The sequence below is a fragment of the Pseudomonas sp. St29 genome, assembly GCF_001547915.1.
Taxonomy (GTDB): Bacteria; Pseudomonadota; Gammaproteobacteria; order Pseudomonadales; family Pseudomonadaceae; genus Aquipseudomonas.
The window spans coordinates 5,707,625-5,725,840 of the sequence record NZ_AP014628.1; the positions used below are offsets into that span (position 1 = coordinate 5,707,625).

Genomic DNA, 18,216 nt, shown 5'->3' on the forward strand with positions numbered 1-18,216 from the left:
CTTATCAATCCCATGGCAGCCACTAGACTCAGCCTTCACCGCAATCGTCGAAGGAGCCATGCCATGGCCGATCATTCCCTGAACAACAAAGTCGTGCTGATCGCCGGCGGGGTGAAAAACCTCGGTGGCCTGCTTGCCCGGGATCTGGCCAGCCACGGTGCCAAGGCCGTGGCCGTGCACTACAACAGCGATGCCAGTCAGGCCGATGCCCAGAGCACCCTGGAGGCACTCGGGGCCCTGGGGGTCGACGCCCACGCCTGGCAGGCCGACCTCACCCGCGCCGGTGCGGTGGAGCGTCTGTTCAGCGAGGTCAAGGCACGCTTCGGCAAGATCGACATCGCCATCAACACCGTGGGCAAGGTGCTGAAGAAACCCATCATCGAAATCAGCGAAGACGAGTACGACCAGATGTTCGCGGTCAATGCCAAGAGCGCGTTCTTCTTCATCAAGGAAGCCGGCAAGCACCTGGAGGACAACGGCAAGCTGGTGACCCTGGTGACGTCGCTGCTGGGGGCCTTCACCCCGTTCTATGCCGCCTACGGCGGTTCCAAGGCACCGGTGGAACACTTCACCCGGGCCGCGGCCAAGGAGTTCGGCGCCCGGGGCATCTCGGTGACTGCGGTGGGGCCGGGCCCCATGGACACGCCGTTTTTCTACCCTGCCGAAGGCGCCGACGCCGTGGCCTACCACAAGAGCGCAGCGGCCCTGTCGCCGTCGAGCAAGACCGGGCTCACCGATATCGAGGACGTGGTGCCGTTCATTCGCCATCTGGTGACCGAGGGCTGGTGGATCACCGGCCAGACCTTACTGATCAACGGCGGCTACACCACCAAGTAATCCTGGCGCCCAAGGGGTAAATTGGCCTGCCGGGACGCTGCATCGATCGCCTCGGACGATGCAGCGTTCCACCGCCGTCAGGCGTCCCCCGAACCAGGATCGTTCATACGATGGATAAGCTTGAGCAATACCGCGTGTTCATCCAGGTGGCCGACATGGGCAGTTTCATCAAGGCCGCCCATGCCCTGGAACTGCCACGGGCCACTGTCTCTTCCGCTGTGCAGCAACTGGAGAACGGCCTCGGCACCCGGCTGCTGCACCGAACCACCCGCCAGGTGCAGTTGACCGCCGATGGCACCATCCTCCTGGAGCGGGCACGACGCCTGCTGGCGGATGCCTCGGAGCTCAACCAGCTGTTCCACCATCGTCTGGTGGATGTCAGCGGGCGCTTGAATATCGACGTGCCCAGCCGCATCGCCCGGCGCCTGATCGTGCCCGCCCTGCCCCAGTGGCTGACGCAGTACCCCGACCTGCAACTGGCCCTGGGCGCCAGCGATCGCAGCATCGATCTGGTCCAGGAAGGCATCGACTGTGCGATCCGCGTCGGCAGCCTGGCGGACAGCAGCCTGATCGCCCGCCCCCTGGGGCAACTGGCCATGATCAATTGCGCCAGCCCCGCCTACCTCGCCGAACACGGCGAGCCCCACACCCCCCAGGACTTGCAGAACGGCCAATGGATGATCGGTTACGCCTCCCCGGACACCGGTCGCGAACAGCCCTGGGAGTACCTGCTGCAAGGTCGCGAGCACCTTCTGAGGCTGCCCAGCCGGGTGATCGTCAACAACGTCGAGAACTACATCGCCTGCTGTCGCCAGGGCCTGGGGCTGATCCAGGTGCCGCGTTTCGACGTGCAGCACCTGCTCGATCGCGGCGAGCTGGTGCAGGTGCTCCAGCAGTTGCCGGTGGCGCCGATGGACATCTGCGCGCTGTACCCCGACCGTCGCCACCGTTCGCGCCGGCTGAACGTGTTCATCGAATGGTTCGCCGAATTGATCGATCCGCATCTGCAGGCTTGATGCGCACAAGGCAATCGTGAGATGAAAGCGCCTTCAACGGATTGAGATCCCCGGACCATGAGCCACCTGCACCTGTGTGCACCACAACTGGACGACTGGCAGGAACTGCTGGCGTTTGAACAAGAAAACCGCGCCTTTTTCGAAGCCTCGATCAACGCCCGCCCGGCGGCGTACTACTGCGCCGAAGGGGTCGCCGAGGCCATCGCCCAGGCCCAACAGGACGCTGCCGCGGATCGCGGCTATCAGTTTCTGATTCGACAGGATTCACAACTGGTGGGGCGCATCAACCTGCACCGGGTGCAGCGCCCCTACTTCAATTGCGCCGAGCTGGGCTATCGCGTGGGCGCCAAATTCAACGGCCGAGGTATCGCCCGGGCGGCGGTGGCGCAGGTGCTGCAACGGGCCTTCGGCGAGTTGCAGTTGAGCCGCATCGAAGCCAACGCCCGCCCGGAAAACCTCGGCTCGGTCAGGGTCCTGGAGACGTCCGGATTCTCCTGCTACGGCCATTCACGCCGCAGCTTCCTGCTGCACGGACAGTGGTTCGACCGCTTGCACTACGAGTGCCACGCCCCCTTGCCGCGCTGAGCCGGTCCGCGCCCACGGGCGCGGAGCCTGAACCTGCGGCACGCCACTCAGGTGGACAGCTGACTGGCGAACTGCCCCACCGCGTCCACCACTTTCTGCGCCCCGTCCTGGATCTCGACGATCACCGTGCCGGCCTCCGCCGCCAGGGTCAGGCCCTGTTCGGCCTGCTGCCGACCTTCGGCCATCAGCTCCACCGCCGAGCGGGCCATGTCCTGGTTGTGCCGGACCACGCCGACGATCTCGTCGGTGGCGTTGCTGGTACGCGAGGCCAGTTGCCGGACCTCGTCGGCGACCACGGCGAAGCCGCGCCCCTGCTCACCGGCCCGGGCCGCCTCGATCGCCGCGTTGAGGGCCAGCAGGTTGGTCTGCTCGGCAATCCCGCTGATGGTCTTGACGATGCTGCCAATCACCAGGGACTGCTCGTTCAGGGCTTCGATACCGTCACCGGCCTCTTGCATGCACTTGGCCAGGTCACGCATCACGTCCAGGGTCTCGGTGACCACCGCCGAGCCGCGCTGGGCACTGGTATCGGTTTGCCGGGAGATGCTGTAGGCGATGTCGGCGGCCTCGGCCACCGAGCGTTCCTGGTTCACCTGCTCGGTGATCACGGTGGCGAACTTCACCACTTTGTATAGGTGGCCGTTGGCATCCAGCACCGGGTTGTAAGAGGCGTCGAGCCACACCACCCGGCCCTGGCTGTCGATTCGCTTGAAGCGGTCGGCGACATATTCACCGGCGTTCAAGCGCGCCCAGAACGCCTGATACGACGGCCCCTCATACTCCTCGGGATCACAGAACAGACGGTGGTTCTGCCCCTGAACTTCATCGAGGCGGTAACCCATGCACGCCAGAAACCGCGGGTTGGCGGTCAACACCCGGCCTTGCAGGTCGAACTCGATCACCGCGGTGGAGCGCAGCAACGCCGCCATCAGGTTTTCATGCTCGCAGGCGCTTTGCACCGCGGCGCTCTGGTCGGTGCAGATCAGCGAGAAGTGGTCGAGATGCCCGGCCTGGTCGTGTATCGGCTGGACACAGGTATGCAACCAGGCATCGCGGCCGTCGCCACGTTGCAAGCGCAGTTGGCCGATGTAGCCTTCGTTGCGTCCCAGGGCTGCCCTGAGAGAGCGATACAGCTGCACCGCCTGCGCATGGCTCGACACTATCTGCTCCAGGGGTTGCCCGCAGAGCTGTTGGCCATCCAGGCCCAGGGTCCGCGTGAAGTTCTGGTTGACCCGACGGATCACCCCCTCGCTGTCCAGTTCGATGCTGAGCACCTGGGTTTCCAGGCAGGCCTTGAATTGCTGCAGAGCGCTCAGCTCGTCGCTCAGTGAGGCAAGCTGTTGTTTCAGACGTTTATTGAACATGGATACACCGACAGACTAAGAGTGAATACAACGATCCCTCTTGCCATCGGCGCTGGCTGACCTTTCTCCACGCCCTGCCCGCCCTTTCAGAATTTTCCTAAGACTCTCTAGGAAAGCTCCTCAGAATTCCTGCTGCCGAGCCATACCGTCCCAATGAGCGGGCCCCGTCACCGGGGCCCCAGGCTCAGCTGGACAGTTGATTGGCGAACTGCCCCACCGCGCTCACCACCTTCTGCGCGCCGTCCTGGATCTCGACGATCACCGTGCCGGCCTCCGCCGCCAGGGCCAGGCCCTGCTCGGCCTGCAGCTTGCCTTCGGCCATCAGTTCCACTGCGTCACGGGCCATGTCCTGGTTCTGCCGGACCACGCCGACGATTTCCTCGGTGGCCTTGCTGGTACGCGAAGCCAGTTGCCGGACCTCGTCGGCGACCACGGCGAAACCGCGCCCCTGCTCACCGGCCCGGGCCGCCTCGATCGCCGCGTTGAGGGCCAACAGGTTGGTCTGCTCGGCAATCCCGCTGATGGTCTTGACGATGCTGCCGATCACCAGGGACTGCTCGTTCAGGGCGCCGATGCCCTCGCCGGCGTCCTGCATGTGCTTGGCCAGATCGCGCATCACGTTCACCGCCTCGGTGACCACGGTGGTGCCGCGCTGGGCGCTGTTGTCGGTCTGCAACGAGGTGCTGTAGGCAATGTTGGCCGCTTCGGCCACCGCCAGTTCCTGATTCACCTGGTCGGTGATCACGGTGGCGAACTTCACAATCTTGTAGAGCTTGTTGTTGGCGTCCAGCACCGGGTTGTAGGACGCCTCCAGCCAGACTGTCCGGCCATGGGCATCGATGCGCTTGAAACGGTCGGCGATGAATTCCCCGGCATTCAGGCGTTTCCAGAACGCCTGGTAGGCCGCGCTGTTGTACTCCTCGGGCTCACAGAACATGCGGTGATGCTTGCCCTTGATCTGCGCCAGGCTGTAGCCCATGCCGGAGAGAAAGCGCTCATTGGCCGTCAGCACATGGCCATTGAGGTCGAACTCGATCAGTGCGGTGGAGCGCATCAGGGCGCCGATCAGGTTCTCGTGCTCCCGGGAAGCCTCGATGGTGCGGGTCAGGTCGCTGGAGAAGATCGCGAAGTACTTGATCCGCCCCTCGGAGTCGTGGACCGGCTGGGAGATCGAGCGCAGCCAGGCCTCCTCGCCGTTGCCCCGCAGCAGGCGCACCGCCCCGGCAAAGTGCTCGCCCCGGGCCAGGGTCGCCTTGAAGCGCTGGTGAAATTCGTCGTGCTTGACGTGGGCCGGAACGATGTCTTCCAGGGACCGCCCCAGCAGGTCGCCGCTCTTGTAGAGCATTTCCTGGGCGAAGTTGTGGTTGACCGATTGAATCCGTCCATCGGCGCTCAAATTGATCACGAGCATCTCGCTTTCAAGACTTTCCTTCACTTGCTGAAGGCTCGAGAGTTCTTCACGAAGAGCCGCCAGCTCTTGCTTCAAGCGTTTATTGAACATGGGGAGGCACCGGGAGGACATAAAAAATAGGCTGCTGTGGGCCTAACATCGGCCCTGAAAGTCTTTTCTTAATAGCAGCCCGGGCTTGTCCGACAAAAATAATTCAAGCGCGGGCAAAGCCCCTGCCTGCGGGACTTTGAGCGAGGATTTACCGGCGCCCTGGAGCGCGTATAGTCGGCATCGGGAAATCCCAGGCGATCGACGGAGTTGGACTATGGACGCATCACGCAAGGCGCTTTTTCAGCAAGAGGCTGCACGAGTCGGACACAGTTTCGAGGGCGAGATGCGCATTGGCGGCAACTATGTGCCGGCGGTGCGCAATGGCGATGAGGTGTACGTCAGCGGACAGATCCCGCGTATCGACGACCAGGTGATGGTGGTCGGCCGGGTGGGCGCCGAAACCAGCCTGGAGCAGGCCCGCCACGGGGCACAGATCTGTACCCTGCGGGCCCTGGCGGTCCTCAAGCAGATGCTCGGCGACCTGCAACGGATCCGGCGCATCCTGCGGATCAACGTCTACGTGCAGAGCGCGGCGGACTTCACCCAGCAGAGCGAGGTGGCGGACGGCGCCTCGGAGGTGCTCTATTCGATCTTCGCCGACGCCGGGGTGCACACCCGCACATCGGTGGGGGTCTATCAATTGCCGAAAAATGCCTCGGTGGAAGTCGACATGATCGTCGCCCTGCACCCCGAACCCGGCAACGACTGAAGGCCGCGCCAGCCCGCCCATGGATCAGCTGCCGTTGTTGCGGCACTGACCCATGACCTGATACTCGATGGTCTTGAGCTGGCCGGCGGAGTCTTCGTAGGTCATGCGCGAAGGCACCACGTTGCAGGACTTGATCGGTGGGGTGACGCTGACCACCTTGGCGATATCCAGATCCATGCCGTAGCGGTAGTTCTGCACCACCGGCGCCGGCTTGCCCTGACTCGCCGCATAGCGCTCCATGTCCTTCTGGTTCTCCACCATGGCCCGGGCAAAGGTGCGGTCGCCACCACCTTCGGCCAAGGCCAGGGAAGAGAGGGACAACAGCAGCGCGGCGATACTCAGGTTGACAGTTTTCATGACAGTTTCCTCGTCCAGTTGACAGCGACGAGGATAAGCAACCGACCCTTTCAGGATGATCGCGGGCACATTACTTATCTGTAATGCACCTGCCCGCGCGGCCCCGGTGCGCCATCGAACCCCCGGTTCATCGGGGTTTCAGGGCCGCCGCCGACGCCTGTCGACTAGCCTTTCTTGCACAATTGTAATCAGCGGGTCACCGCGCCGTTATCTGCCGTTTGCAACTATCGACGGCGACTTTCAGGGCGTAACCACGCCTGTTGGTCGAGCCCAATAAGAACGCCTCTGGCGATATAAAAGTTGATAGCTGCCAACACTCAGGAGCGACCCCATGCGTATCAATCCCCCCTTGTCCCTGTCCGTGCTCGCCGCGGTTCTGGGGCTTTGTCCCGTGGCCGCCGTGGCCGCCGAGGAACGCCCCGAAGGCTTTGTCGAAGGCAGCCGCCTCGACTTGCTGCTGCGCAATTACTACTTCAACCGCGACGATCGCAAAGGCCAGTCCAGCCCCACCGGCAACGGTTATTCCGAAGCCTGGGCCCAGGGCCTGATCGGCCAGTTCGAATCCGGTTTCACCCAGGGCACGGTCGGCTTCGGTATCGACGCCTTCGCCATGTATGGCCTCAAGCTCGACTCCGGCAGCGGGCGCAGCGGCGGCCGTGGCTCCTTCGGCATGCTGCCGGTGAACCACGACAACGAGCCCGCCGACGGCTACGGCAAGGCCGGCGGTGCGGTGAAACTGCGGGCCCTGGACACCGTGCTGAAAGTCGGCGACGTGTTCCCCAAGACCCCGGTGGTGCACTACGGCGACTCGCGCCTGCTGCCGGAAAGCTTTCGCGGGGTGACCCTGGAAAACACCAGCCTCGACGGTCTCAACCTGCAAGGCGGGCGCCTGCACGCCATGAGCCAGCCCGACAGCAGCGGCATGCGCGACGGCTTTGCCACCTTCTACGCCGGCAAGGTCGACTCGCCCTGGGTCGGCTACTTCGGTGGCGACTACAAGCTCAACCCCAACCTCAGTTTCAGCCTCTACAGCAGCCGCTTGAAAGACGCCTGGGATCAGTACTACTTCGGCACGGCGGTGAACTACCCGGTGTCCGACGACCTGACCCTGTTCAGCGGCTTCAACTATTACAAGGCCGTGGACGAGGGCAAGAAACTGCTGGGCGAGTTCGACAACAACATCTGGAGCGCCAAGGTCGGCGCCACCTACGGCGCCCACACCCTGGCCCTGTCGCACCAGCGCAACAACGGCAATGACGACTTCGACTACCTGCGCCAGTCGGACTCGATCTTTCTCGACAACTCGATCCAGTACAGCGACTTCAACTCGCCCAAGGAACGCTCGTGGATGGTCCGCTACGACCTCGACATGCAGACCTTCGGTATTCCTGGGCTGTCCTTCATGACCCGCTACGCCCGAGGCCGCGACGCCGACTACAGCCACGCCAACGCGGTGTACATGCGCCGCGACGCGGCGGGTGATCCGCTGACCGATCAACGTCGCTGGGAACGGGACATCGAAGCCAAGTACGTGTTCCAGGACGGCACGCTCAAGGACCTGTCCCTGCGCATCCGCCAGGCGACCATCCGCTCCAGCCAGTTCGAATCCGACCTGGAGGAATTCCGGCTGATCGTCGAGTACCCGCTGGCCCTGCTCTAAAGCGTCTGGCCGGGCAGGTTGCGGCCTGCCCGGTGTTAAAACTTCTTCACAGACTCGCGCCTTTCAGAACTGTAATATCGGCCTCACCTTCTCGTTAGGTTGGCCTCCCTATACTCCCGGACACACTCAAATCCGCCGGACTTTCCCCGGCTCGAGAGCTTGTCAGGAGTCCATCCATGCGCCCAACCCAATTGTTGTTGATCGGCCTTCTGGCCAGCACCAGCTTCACCGCCCTAGCGGCCGACGGCGGCGAACGTCCGCAACAGGTTCGTGAAGGTTTCCTGGCCAGCCAGGAACAGATTCACGGCGATGCCAACCAGGAAACCGCCAGCACCGACGGCACCGGCAAAGCCCCCGGTGATGCGTCATCGTCCAACGCGGCCGCACAAGACATCTGAGCGCCGTTGCCCACAGAGCACATTCATCTCTTGAAGCGTTTTTTCTGATGCTCCTTTGGAAAGAGATGAATTTTTAGCGTCCCGCATGGGGCGCTTTTTTTTGCCCAGGAATTGCCGCAGGACTGGCACCTGTAGCCGCTGCCGCAGGCGGCGAACGACCGCGAAGCAGGCGCTGCTTGTGAGGATCGCTGAAGGTCCTGCGGACCTTGGCGCAGCTCGCCTTGGCTCAGCAGCGGCTACAAGGATGCAGGAGAGACATAAGTGTTAACGGGATACATCTGTTAACAGGCCGAGCCGGGACTAGCGTGAAGGGATCATTCCAGCACAGGGAGAGCCGGGTAATGCAATTCCGATCCAATGGTTATCGCCTGTTCAAGGGGCGGCGCTCGCAGATCGGCAGGATCTACAGCGTGACCGCCGTGACCGAACGACGGTGCCGAGTGTTCAGCGACTTTTGCCTGGGGCGGCTGGTGGTCGACCAACTGAGGGAACAGCACGAAGCGGGCCTTACCCATTCACTGGCCTGGGTGGTCATGCCTGATCACATTCACTGGTTGTTCCAACTGCAGAAATGCTCGCTGGAAGAAGCCCTGTGCCGGCTCAAATCCCGTAGCGGACGCACCATCAACCAACGCCTGAACCGACGCGGTCGGCTGTGGCAAAAAGGGTATTACGAACAGGCCATCCGTCGCGAAGCAGACCTCAAGGCGCTTGCCCGCTACATCATCTACAACCCGGTTCGCGCAGGACTGGTCGAGCGCGTAGGCGACTACCCCCTCTGGGATGCCGCCTGGCTCTAACCCACACACCCTGTAGCCGCTGCTGAGCCGCGGCGAAGCTGCGCAAAGGTCCGCAGGACCTTGCCTGACAATCTCCCGCCAAACCCACAGCAGCCTCAAGAGCCCCGCGCCCTTCGACGGAGTGCCGCCCAGCCCGTTCGCAGCCTGCGGCAGCGGCTACACAAATCCCCGATCGCCACCGCCCCTGTAGCCGCTGCTGAGCCACGGCGAAGCTGCGCAAAGGTCCGCAGGACCTTGCCTGACAATCTCCCGCCAAACCCACAGCAGCCTCAAGAGCCCCGCGCCCTTCGACGGAGTGCCGCCCAGCCCGTTCGCAGCCTGCGGCAGCGGCTACACACCCCCCGATCGCCACCGGCCCTGTAGCCGCTGCTGAGCCACGGCGAAGCTGCGCAAAGGTCCGCAGGACCTTGCCTGACAATCTCCCGCCGAACCCGCAGCAGCCTCAAGAGCCCCGCGCCCTCCCGGCCCGTTCGCAACCTGCGGCAGCGGTTACCAGAAGCAGCGCGCGATCAGTCCTCTTCCCTGCGGTGCGCCCATTGGTACAGCGCCGGCAAGACCAGCAAGGTGAGGATGGTGGACGACAGGATGCCGCCAATCACCACGGTGGCCAGGGGTCGCTGCACTTCGGCGCCGGTGCCGGTGGCCAGGGCCATGGGGATGAACCCCAGGGACGCCACCAGCGCGGTCATCAGCACCGGGCGCAGGCGGGTCAGCGCGCCTTCATGAATCGCCACGGACAACGAACGGCCTTCCTCCCGCAGGTTGCGGATAAAGGCGATCATCACCAGGCCGTTGAGCACCGCGACACCGGACAGGGCAATGAACCCGACTCCCGCCGAGATCGACAGCGGAATGTCCCGCAGCCACAGGGCCATGATCCCGCCGGTCAGGGCAAAGGGAATGCCGGTGAACACCAGCAGGCCATCCTTGAGGTTGTTGAACATCATGAACAACAGGCCGAACACCAGCAGCAGCGCCACCGGCACCACCACTTGCAGGCGCTGGGAAGCCTCCTGCAACTGCTCGAACTGGCCGCCCCAGGTGGTCCAGTATCCCGCGGGCACCTTGACCTTGCCGGCAATCAAGGCCGTGGCCTCCTCGACGAAGGAGCCGATGTCGCGGCCGCGCACGTTGGCGCTGACGATCACCAGGCGCTTGCCGTTCTCGCGGCTGACCTGATTGGGCCCCAGGACCAGATCGAGGCTGGCCACTTCCGACAGGGCAATGAACCCGATCTGCCCGTTGCCCGTGCCCGCGCTCGCCGGTATCGGGATCAGCAGCCGCGACAGGCCATCGATGTCGGTACGCAGTTGATCGGACAGACGCACCACCATGTCGAAACGCCGGTCGCCTTCGTACAGGGTGCCGGCCTGACGCCCGCCCACCGCCACCGCGATGGTGTCTTGCACATCGCCCACGTTCAGGCCGAAACGTGCGGCCTTGTCGCGGTCGATATTGATGGTCAGCACCGGCAACCCCGAGGTCTGTTCAACCTTGACTTCCGAGGCGCCGGACAAGCCTTGCAACGCCGCGGCGATGTCATTGGCGGTCTTGTTCAGCACGTTCATGTCGTCGCCGAACACCTTGACCGCAACATCGCTGCGCACCCCGGAAATCAGCTCGTTAAAGCGCAGCTGGATCGGCTGCGACAGCTCGTAGGCACTGCCCGGCACCCGAGCGCTGGCGCGCTGGATATCGGCGATCAGGGCCTCGCGGGACTTGCCCGGATCGGGCCACTGGGCCTTGGGCTTGAGCATCACGTAGCTGTCGGAAATATTCGGCGGCATCGGGTCCGAGGCGATCTCAGCGGTGCCGGTGCGGGCAAACACCCGCTCGATCTCCGGCACTTGCGCCAGCAGGGTTTTCTCCAGGCGCTGCTGCATGTCCACCGACTGCGTGAGGCTGGTGCCGGGCACCCGCAGGGCCTGCTGGGCGAAGTCACCTTCGCTGAGGCTGGGGATGAATTCGCTGCCCATGCGACTGGCCAGCACAGCGCTGCCCAGCAGGATCGCCGCAGCCAGGGCGAAGGTCGCCGCACGATGGCCCATGACCCAGTCCAGCACCGGCGCGTAGCCCCGCTTGGCGCTGCGCACCAGCAGGTTTTCCTCTTCCTTGACCTTGCCGGTGACGAACAGCGCGATGGCCGCCGGGACGAAGGTCACCGAGAGAATCATCGCCCCCAGCAACGCCATGACCACGGTGAAGGCCATGGGATGGAACATTTTCCCGGCCACCCCGGTCAGGGCAAAGATCGGCAGGTACACCACCATGATGATCAGTTGGCCGAAGATCAGCGCCCGCCGCGCTTCCTTGGCTGCGGCAAAGACTTCGTGCAGGCGCTCGGAGCGGGTCAGCATGCGCCCGTGGTGCTGCTGGGCGTGGGCCAGGCGGCGGATGGCGTTCTCCACGATCACCACCGCGCCGTCGACGATGATGCCGAAGTCCAGGGCGCCGAGGCTCATCAGGTTGGCGCTGACCTTGTTGCTGAACATGCCGGTGAAGGTGAACAGCATCGACAGCGGAATCACCAGGGCGGTGATCAGCGCGGCGCGAATATTGCCCAGGAACAGGAACAGAATCACGATCACCAGCAGCGCGCCTTCGAAGAGATTCTTCTTCACCGTGGCGATGGCTTTTTCCACCAGGTTGGTGCGGTCGTAGACCGTGACCGCCACCACCCCTGCGGGCAGCGAACGGTTGATCTCTTCGAGCTTTTTCGCCACCGCCTGGGACACGCTGCGGCTGTTCTCGCCGATCAGCATGAACACCGTGCCCAGCACCACTTCGCGGCCGTTTTCGGTGGCGGCGCCGGTGCGCAGTTCGCGGCCGATCTGCACCTCGGCGACGTTGCGCACGCGGATCGGCGTGCCGTCGCTGCTGCTGATGACGATGTTGGCGATGTCCTCGATGGACGCCAGTTGTCCCGGCGCGCGAATCAGCAACTGCTCGCCGCTGCGCTCGATGTAGCCGGCGCCGACGTTGGCGTTGTTGCGCTCCAGGGCCGTTACCAGATCATTCAGGGTCAGCCGGTAAGCCGCCAGGCGCTTGGGATCGGGGGCGATCTGGTACTCCTTGGCGAAGCCGCCGATGGTGTTGATCTCGGCCACGCCCTGCACGTTGCGCAACTGCGGCTTGATGATCCAGTCCTGGATCACCCGCAGGTCGGTGGGGGTGTAGGGCGTGCCGTCCTCCTTGCGCGCGCCGTCCTCGGCTTCCACGGTCCACAGGAAGATTTCCCCGAGGCCGGTGGAGATCGGCCCCATCACCGCCTCCACGCCTTGAGGCAATTGCTCGCGAGCCACCTGCAGCCGCTCGTTGACCAGTTGCCGGGCGAAGAACAGATCGGTGCCGTCCTTGAAGATCACCGTGACCTGGGACAGGCCCGAACGCGACAGCGAACGGGTCTGCTGCAAGCCCGGCAGGCCGGCCATGGCGGTTTCGATGGGAAAGGTGATGCGCTGTTCGGTTTCCAGGGGCGAAAAACCCGGCGCCGCCGAGTTGATCTGCACCTGGACGTTGGTGATGTCGGGCACCGCGTCGATCGGCAGTTTCTGGTAGCTGGCGATGCCGACGCCGGCCATCAGCAGCACCGCCAGAAGAACGATGATGCGTTGCTCGATGGCAAATTGAATGATGCGTTCAAACATGGGAAAGCACTCTCTGCTGTGACCGATCAATGGCCGTGGTCGGCCGCGCCTTTGCCCAGTTCGGACTTGAGGGTGAAACTGCCGCGGGTGGCCACCCGGGCTCCGGCCGCCAGCCCTTCGCGGACCTCGACGAAACCGTCATCGGCGGCGCCGGTGACCACCGGCGTGGCCTGGAAGCCCTCGGCCACCCGGACAAACACCGACGGCCGGTCTTCCACGGTCTGGATCGCGCTCAGCGGCACGCTGACCGGCGCCTCGAAGGCTTCGGTGGCCACCTGCACCGCGACGAACAGCCCCGGACGCCAGGCGTCATTCGGGTTGGCCAGGGTCGCCCGCACCGTGGCGGTCCGGGTCTGCTCCCCCAGCAGGCTGCCGACGTAGGCCACCTGTCCCTGGACCTGGGTCCCCAGTTCGCTGGAGCTGACACTCACCGGCTGGCCGACCCGGACCTTGCCCAGATCCTTGGGGAACACACCGAAGGTGGCCCAGACCCGGGACAGGTCCGAGAGGGTGAAGGCCGCACTGTTCTCGCTCACCACCTCGCCGACGCTGAGGTGCTTTTCCACCACCACGCCATCAAAGGGCGCGCGCATTTCATAGCGGTTGCCCCCCGCCAGCTGGGCGCTGCCACTCAGGGCATTCATCTTCTGTCGGGCGTTGTTGAGGGCGATTTGCGCTTCTTGCAGGTTCTGCCGGGCCAGCAGGTAATCCTGTTCGGCGGAGATCTGGTCGATCCACAACTGCCGCTCGCGCTCGAAGGTGGTACGGGCCAGTTCGACCCGCCGCCCGGCGGCCGCCAGCTCGCTGCGCTGGTCGGACACCTGCTGGCTGGCGATCACCGCCAGCAGCTCGCCGCGCTTGACCGACTGCCCCAGATTGACCTGCACCGACTCCACGACCCCGGCGGCCCGGGGCACGATGTGGGAGGTGCGATCCTCGTCGAAACGGATTTCCCCCGGCAGGCTCAGCACCCGCTTGAGCTGCCGCGGACCGGCTTCGGCCAGCTCGATCCCGGCGGCCTGGATCTGCTCGGCGCTGAGTTCCAGGTGACCTTCGGGCTCCTCGGCGCCGTGTCCGGCCGGCTCGGCCGCATCCGCACGCTTGGCGTCGGCAGGCGCCGCGGGGGAGGACAGGCCCGGCAACAGCAGGGCCACCGCTCCCAGCCCCACCACCGCGGTAATGGCCACTATCAGGCTGCGTTTCTTATCCATGGGTACTCCTGAGAATCGAGGTTCGGCAGCGCACGAAGCGCCTTACGAGGTAGGCGAAAAGAAAATGTCGTCGAGGGCCCGATGCCATTCATGGACACACCAGTGCCGGGGCGGCTCCTCAGGTGGCGTCCCGGGCACGCTGCTGCAATCGCTGACCAGCAGGGCAAGCAGGCAGACCAGGCCCCGCAGCCCGGCTTTCACCAGCGGCTGAGGTCGCCGTAGATGCGTTCGATCCGCACCCGGGCATCGGTGGTTTGCGCCACGGCGGCGAGGTACTGGCTGCGGGCACCGATCAACGTGCGCTGGGCGTCCAGCACTTCGAGGAAACTGAACTTGCCCATTTCGAAGCCCCGGGTGGCGCTGTCCACCGCGCGCTGGGCGGCGGGCAGGATGGTCTGGTTGAAGGCCTGCACTTCGCCCCTGGCGGTGTTCCATTGCTCCAGAGCCTGGCGGGTTTCACTGCGCAGGCGCAGTTCCGTGGCGTTGCGCAGGTCCCGGGCCTGATCGGCGCGGCGCGCGGCGGAGAGCAGGTTGCCCTGGTTGCGGTTGAACAGCGGCAACGGCATGGACAGGCCCACCAGGTTGACCCGCTCACGGGCCCCGGCGTCGTACTGGCTGCCGATGCTGACGTCCAGATCGGGAATGCGCTGGGCCCTCTCCAGCCCCAGGGACGCTTCGCGCTGAACGATTTCCTGCTCCGCCAGGCGCAACTCCGCAGTCTCCGGCAAGCGGCTCAACAACTGCGCCGAGGCCGGCAGCGTGCTCGGCGCCCGTTCAGGCTCCTGCACCGCCGAGAAGTCCGTGGCGGCGCTGCCGGTGATACTGGCCAGCTGCTGATAGGCAGTGTCCTGCTCCATCTGCCCACGGCTGAGCTCCAGACGAACCTCGGCCAGTTGCACCTGGGCCCGGGTGGCTTCCACCGGCGAGGCCTTGCCGGCATTGACCCGCCCCTGGGCCACGCTCACCCCGCGTTCGGCCAGGGCCAGCGAGCGCCCGGCCAGTTGTGTGCGCTCCTGGGCCCGCAGCGCGGCGTAGTAAGCCTGCAGAACATCGGCCCGCAGCTGATTGCCGCGCCGCTCCAGCTCCAGGGCGGCCAGCTCCTGGCCACGACTGGCCACCTCCACCCGGGCACCACGCTTGCCCCCCAGCTCCAGCGCCTGGCTGAGCTTGACCGAGGTGGTGCGCGAGTCCCGGCGGGTGTCCTCGGCGTCCACCGAGAGCACCGGGTTGGGCAGCAGCCCGGCCTGCTGCCGGGCGCCCTGGGCGATGTCGATCTCCCAGCGCGCGGCGGCCAGTTCGGGGTTGTTGGCAAAGGCCTTGGCCAGGGCGCTGTCCAGGCTCAGGACGGCAGCCTGGGCAACGCTCAGCGGCGCGGCTGCCAGGACCAGCCACAGCATCCAGCGGCAGGTCGGCGCAGCCCGGGCGGGTGTTCTCGGGAAAGTTGGCATAACAGGTTCCGGCCCCTGGTGAGGCAAAGTTTCTGCGAAGCGGCGCGGAACATATCGCGGGATATACAAAGAGCCCCCCGGTCGATATGAAACTGCAACACTGCGCCCATTGGCAGAAAGAGTTTCAAGTTCAACTCAGGGTAACTTTCACCGGTTATCAGCAGGGTGGCGCAAAGATTACAAATCCGTTAGCCAAGGCTCTGGCTCAAGGTTCTGTATTAATATCCGGACACTGAAAGCGAGTGCACTGCCCTTTTTAAAACATTCGCCAATCAACTTTCAGATCCTTCCAGGTGCAGGGGACCGAGCACACTCGCTACCCATCTTCAGCGCCGTTTCCAGCAACTTTCCTTACTGCCTGTTATTCACCGAGAACCTCACCCGCATGCGAATCCTGGTTATCGAAGACGAACTCAAAACTGCCGAGTACCTGCATCAGGGGCTGACCGAAAGCGGCTATGTGGTCGATTGCGCCAATACCGGCGCGGATGGCCTGCACCTGACCCGTCAGCACGCCTACGACCTGGTGATTCTCGACGTCAACCTGCCGCAGATCGACGGCTGGGGAGTGCTGTCCCAGATCCGCCAGAACAGCAACACCCGGGTCATGATGCTGACCGCCCAGGGCCGGCTGGCGGACAAGATCCGCGGCCTGGACCTGGGCGCCGATGATTACCTGGTCAAGCCGTTCGAGTTTCCCGAGTTGCTGGCCCGGGTCCGCACCCTGATGCGCCGCAGCGAACAGAAACCGGTGCCGGATGTGTTGCGCGTCGCCGACCTGGAGCTGGATCAGAGCCGCCACCGGGCCTTTCGCGGCAAACAGCGCATCGACCTGACCACCAAGGAGTTCGCCCTGCTGCACCTGCTGATGCGCCAGAGCGGAGTGGTGCTGTCGCGAACCCAGATCATCTCCTTTGTCTGGGACATGAACTTCGACTGCGACACCAATGTGGTGGAAGTCTCGATCCGCCGCCTGCGGGCGAAGATCGACGACCCGTTCGAACGCAAGCTGATCCACACCTTGCGCGGCGTGGGTTACGTCCTCGAAGAACGCGACTGAGGCGCGAGGCCGGGTTCGCCGGTGCGCCGGCTCCTGCGCATGCACTGTTCCTTCAATGTTCATGCACCTGCTGGTGAAACCCCGCCTGCTCGACCTGCAAGGTGACGTGGGCAATGTCGAAGCGCTCCTGCAGCAGCTCGGTGACCTCGGCCAGGATCGCCTGCTCGTCCCGTCCCGGCAGGTGCGCCACCAGATGGGCGCTGAGCACGTTCTTGCCGCTGGTCAGGGCCCAGATATGCAGGTCGTGCACATCGCCGATCCCCGGCACGCCGCGAATGGCTTGCTCCACCTGCTCGATGTCGACCCCGTCCGGCACGCCTTGCAGCAGCACGTTCATGCTCTCCCTGAGCAGGGTCCAGGTCCGCGGCAGCACCCAGAAGCCAATGGCCGCCGCCACCAGGGAGTCGACCCAGCCCCAGCCGGTGAACATGATCACCAGGGCCGCGCCAATCACCCCCAGCGAACCGAGCATGTCGCTCCAGACCTCCAGGTACGCGCCCTTGACGTTGAGGCTCTGGCTGCTGGCCGAGGCCAGCAGGCCCATGGCGATCAAGTTGACGATCAGCCCCAGCACGGCGATCACCAGCATCCCCGTGGACTGGATCTCGGCCGGGGCCTGCACGCGTTGCCAGGCCTCGAACAGGATGTAGAACGCCACCACGAACAGCAGCAGGGCATTGAAGGCTGCCGCGAGGATTTCGAAACGCGCGTAGCCGAACGTGCGCTTGCGGTCTGCCGGACGCTTGGCGACCTGGATCGCCACCAGGGAGATGGCCAGGGCCAGGGTGTCGGTGAGCATGTGCGCGGCATCCGACAACAGCGCCAGGCTGCCGGTGACAAAGGCGCCGATGACTTCGGCGAGCATGAAGCTGGCGGTCAGCCCCAGGGCCATCCACAACTTGCGCTCATGCCCGGCCCGCGCCTGGCCGTGTTGGTGTCCTGCGCCCATGGAACATGCTCCTGTGGCTGAAAAGCGTCGGCCTGATGATAGTTCGATTGTCCGCGGGGCCGCGGCTGGATAAGCGAATTGTCATCTTGCGCTCATCCGCCGGACATCTGCGGCCGGGCTGTACCCAGCAGGCCCGGCACCGAAGCCCGAGCCCGGCCCCGGCAGCACAAGCCTCGGCGCGGCGGCCGCGCTCTTCTGCATCGACCGCGGCGCTGTAGAATGCCCGCTTCACTCTCAGCGCGAAGGGACCGCCATGCATCATCAGCCCTGGATCTTCGGCCTCGCTGTGACCCTGCTGCTCGGGGTGGGCGGCGGATCGTCTGCAGCCCGGGCCGCCCCGCTGGACTGCAGCCACATCGAGCTCAGCGAACAGGTCGACCGCTGCGCCCAGCAGGACAAGGAACGGGCCGACAACGCCCTCAATCAGAGCTATCAGGCGCTTTTGGAGCGGGTTCACAACCTGTATCCCAGGAGCCTGCTGCAAGAGCAGGAATACCTTGGCAAGTTGAAGAACGCGCAACGGGCCTGGATCAAGTACCGCGACAGCACCTGCGTGCTGGAGGCCTTCGAAGTGGCGCCGGGCAAACCGGCCCACGTCACCCTGATCAACCGTTGCGTGACCCGCCTGAGCAACGAACGCTCCCGCTACCTGGAGCAACTGCTGCCCCAATAGC

General features: G+C 64.6%; 16 protein-coding genes and 2 pseudogenes. 9 read left to right on the forward strand and 9 right to left on the reverse strand.

Going from position 1 to position 18,216, the window contains the following annotated elements:
* Positions 1-63 precede the first annotated feature (63 nt).
* The 3 genes from PST29_RS25405 (at position 64) to PST29_RS25415 (ending at position 2,438) form a co-directional block, all read left to right on the forward strand.
* Positions 64-837, forward strand: a complete 774-nt coding sequence (locus PST29_RS25405) for an SDR family oxidoreductase (protein WP_060844632.1) — start codon at positions 64-66, stop codon at positions 835-837.
* Positions 838-947: 110 nt separating this feature from the next.
* Positions 948-1,853, forward strand: coding sequence for a LysR family transcriptional regulator (locus tag PST29_RS25410; RefSeq protein WP_060844633.1), 906 nt, complete (start codon positions 948-950; stop codon positions 1,851-1,853).
* A 57-nt stretch (positions 1,854-1,910) separates the two neighbouring features.
* Positions 1,911-2,438, forward strand: coding sequence for a GNAT family N-acetyltransferase (locus PST29_RS25415; protein ID WP_060844634.1), 528 nt, complete (start codon positions 1,911-1,913; stop codon positions 2,436-2,438).
* Between the two features lie 47 nt (positions 2,439-2,485).
* Here the strand turns inward: PST29_RS25415 and PST29_RS32915 are convergent, their stop codons facing one another.
* The 4 genes and pseudogenes from PST29_RS32915 to PST29_RS32930 all read right to left on the reverse strand — a co-directional run.
* Positions 2,486-3,094, reverse strand: coding sequence for a methyl-accepting chemotaxis protein (locus PST29_RS32915; RefSeq protein ID WP_442963175.1), 609 nt, complete (start codon positions 3,092-3,094; stop codon positions 2,486-2,488).
* A pseudogene (locus PST29_RS32920) lies at positions 3,077-3,802 on the reverse strand (PAS domain-containing protein); the annotation flags it as partial. The pseudogene PST29_RS32920 and the gene PST29_RS32915, both read right to left, overlap by 18 nt.
* A gap of 184 nt (positions 3,803-3,986) precedes the next feature.
* Positions 3,987-4,418: a methyl-accepting chemotaxis protein gene (locus tag PST29_RS32925; RefSeq protein ID WP_442963176.1), complete on the reverse strand. Its 432-nt coding sequence runs from the start codon at positions 4,416-4,418 to the stop codon at positions 3,987-3,989.
* A 114-nt stretch (positions 4,419-4,532) separates the two neighbouring features.
* A pseudogene (locus PST29_RS32930) lies at positions 4,533-5,324 on the reverse strand (PAS domain-containing protein); the annotation flags it as partial.
* 193 nt (positions 5,325-5,517) lie between these two features.
* Here PST29_RS32930 and PST29_RS25430 point away from each other — a divergent pair.
* A complete protein-coding gene (locus PST29_RS25430) occupies positions 5,518-6,012 on the forward strand; it encodes a RidA family protein (protein ID WP_060841084.1) in 495 nt (164 codons plus the stop codon).
* Between the two features lie 24 nt (positions 6,013-6,036).
* On the opposite strand, the gene PST29_RS25435 is transcribed toward PST29_RS25430, so the two are convergent.
* Positions 6,037-6,369, reverse strand: a complete 333-nt coding sequence (locus PST29_RS25435; protein ID WP_060844636.1) for a DUF2790 domain-containing protein — start codon at positions 6,367-6,369, stop codon at positions 6,037-6,039.
* Between the two features lie 331 nt (positions 6,370-6,700).
* On the opposite strand from PST29_RS25435, the gene PST29_RS25440 reads away from it, so the two are divergent.
* The 3 genes from PST29_RS25440 (at position 6,701) to PST29_RS25450 (ending at position 9,227) form a co-directional block, all read left to right on the forward strand.
* Positions 6,701-8,029, forward strand: coding sequence for an OprD family porin (locus PST29_RS25440; RefSeq protein ID WP_060844637.1), 1,329 nt, complete (start codon positions 6,701-6,703; stop codon positions 8,027-8,029).
* Between the two features lie 176 nt (positions 8,030-8,205).
* A complete protein-coding gene (locus PST29_RS25445; protein ID WP_060841087.1) occupies positions 8,206-8,427 on the forward strand; it encodes a hypothetical protein in 222 nt (73 codons plus the stop codon).
* Positions 8,428-8,768: 341 nt separating this feature from the next.
* The gene (locus tag PST29_RS25450; RefSeq protein ID WP_060844638.1) at positions 8,769-9,227 is read left to right on the forward strand and encodes an REP-associated tyrosine transposase; all 459 of its coding nucleotides are present in this window, start codon (positions 8,769-8,771) and stop codon (positions 9,225-9,227) included.
* A 509-nt stretch (positions 9,228-9,736) separates the two neighbouring features.
* On the opposite strand, the gene PST29_RS25455 is transcribed toward PST29_RS25450, so the two are convergent.
* From PST29_RS25455 to PST29_RS25465, 3 genes are all read right to left on the reverse strand, one after another.
* Positions 9,737-12,874 carry a CusA/CzcA family heavy metal efflux RND transporter gene (locus PST29_RS25455; protein WP_060841088.1) on the reverse strand — a complete coding sequence of 1,046 codons (3,138 nt, stop codon included), beginning with the start codon at positions 12,872-12,874 and terminating at the stop codon, positions 9,737-9,739.
* Positions 12,875-12,900: 26 nt separating this feature from the next.
* Positions 12,901-14,085 (reverse strand): efflux RND transporter periplasmic adaptor subunit, encoded by a 1,185-nt coding sequence (locus PST29_RS25460; RefSeq protein WP_060844639.1) that lies wholly within the window; start codon positions 14,083-14,085, stop codon positions 12,901-12,903.
* A gap of 197 nt (positions 14,086-14,282) precedes the next feature.
* Complete coding sequence (locus tag PST29_RS25465) at positions 14,283-15,533, reverse strand: TolC family protein (protein WP_060841090.1); 1,251 nt, start codon at positions 15,531-15,533, stop codon at positions 14,283-14,285.
* A 385-nt stretch (positions 15,534-15,918) separates the two neighbouring features.
* Between PST29_RS25465 and PST29_RS25470 the strand changes: the two genes are divergently transcribed.
* Positions 15,919-16,593: a heavy metal response regulator transcription factor gene (locus tag PST29_RS25470; RefSeq protein ID WP_060841091.1), complete on the forward strand. Its 675-nt coding sequence runs from the start codon at positions 15,919-15,921 to the stop codon at positions 16,591-16,593.
* 52 nt (positions 16,594-16,645) lie between these two features.
* Here the strand turns inward: PST29_RS25470 and PST29_RS25475 are convergent, their stop codons facing one another.
* On the reverse strand, positions 16,646-17,542 hold the full coding sequence (locus PST29_RS25475; protein ID WP_060844640.1) for a cation diffusion facilitator family transporter: 897 nt from the start codon (positions 17,540-17,542) through the stop codon (positions 16,646-16,648).
* Positions 17,543-17,795: 253 nt separating this feature from the next.
* On the opposite strand from PST29_RS25475, the gene PST29_RS25480 reads away from it, so the two are divergent.
* A complete protein-coding gene (locus PST29_RS25480) occupies positions 17,796-18,215 on the forward strand; it encodes a lysozyme inhibitor LprI family protein (protein ID WP_060841093.1) in 420 nt (139 codons plus the stop codon).
* Position 18,216 lies beyond the last annotated feature (1 nt).

Bases quoted from the DNA above. Each gene is read 5' to 3' on its own strand.
- PST29_RS25405 (WP_060844632.1), top strand. From the start codon at position 64: ATGGCCGATCATTCCCTGAACAACAAAGTCGTGCTGATCGCCGGCGGG.
- PST29_RS25410 (WP_060844633.1), top strand. From the start codon at position 948: ATGGATAAGCTTGAGCAATACCGCGTGTTCATCCAGGTGGCCGACATG.
- PST29_RS25415 (WP_060844634.1), top strand. From the start codon at position 1,911: ATGAGCCACCTGCACCTGTGTGCACCACAACTGGACGACTGGCAGGAA.
- PST29_RS32925 (WP_442963176.1), bottom strand. From the start codon at position 4,418: ATGCGCGATCTGGCCAAGCACATGCAGGACGCCGGCGAGGGCATCGGC.
- PST29_RS25430 (WP_060841084.1), top strand. From the start codon at position 5,518: ATGGACGCATCACGCAAGGCGCTTTTTCAGCAAGAGGCTGCACGAGTC.
- PST29_RS25435 (WP_060844636.1), bottom strand. From the start codon at position 6,369: ATGAAAACTGTCAACCTGAGTATCGCCGCGCTGCTGTTGTCCCTCTCT.
- PST29_RS25440 (WP_060844637.1), top strand. From the start codon at position 6,701: ATGCGTATCAATCCCCCCTTGTCCCTGTCCGTGCTCGCCGCGGTTCTG.
- PST29_RS25445 (WP_060841087.1), top strand. From the start codon at position 8,206: ATGCGCCCAACCCAATTGTTGTTGATCGGCCTTCTGGCCAGCACCAGC.
- PST29_RS25450 (WP_060844638.1), top strand. From the start codon at position 8,769: ATGCAATTCCGATCCAATGGTTATCGCCTGTTCAAGGGGCGGCGCTCG.
- PST29_RS25455 (WP_060841088.1), bottom strand. From the start codon at position 12,874: ATGTTTGAACGCATCATTCAATTTGCCATCGAGCAACGCATCATCGTT.
- PST29_RS25460 (WP_060844639.1), bottom strand. From the start codon at position 14,085: ATGGATAAGAAACGCAGCCTGATAGTGGCCATTACCGCGGTGGTGGGG.
- PST29_RS25465 (WP_060841090.1), bottom strand. From the start codon at position 15,533: ATGCCAACTTTCCCGAGAACACCCGCCCGGGCTGCGCCGACCTGCCGC.
- PST29_RS25470 (WP_060841091.1), top strand. From the start codon at position 15,919: ATGCGAATCCTGGTTATCGAAGACGAACTCAAAACTGCCGAGTACCTG.
- PST29_RS25475 (WP_060844640.1), bottom strand. From the start codon at position 17,542: ATGGGCGCAGGACACCAACACGGCCAGGCGCGGGCCGGGCATGAGCGC.
- PST29_RS25480 (WP_060841093.1), top strand. From the start codon at position 17,796: ATGCATCATCAGCCCTGGATCTTCGGCCTCGCTGTGACCCTGCTGCTC.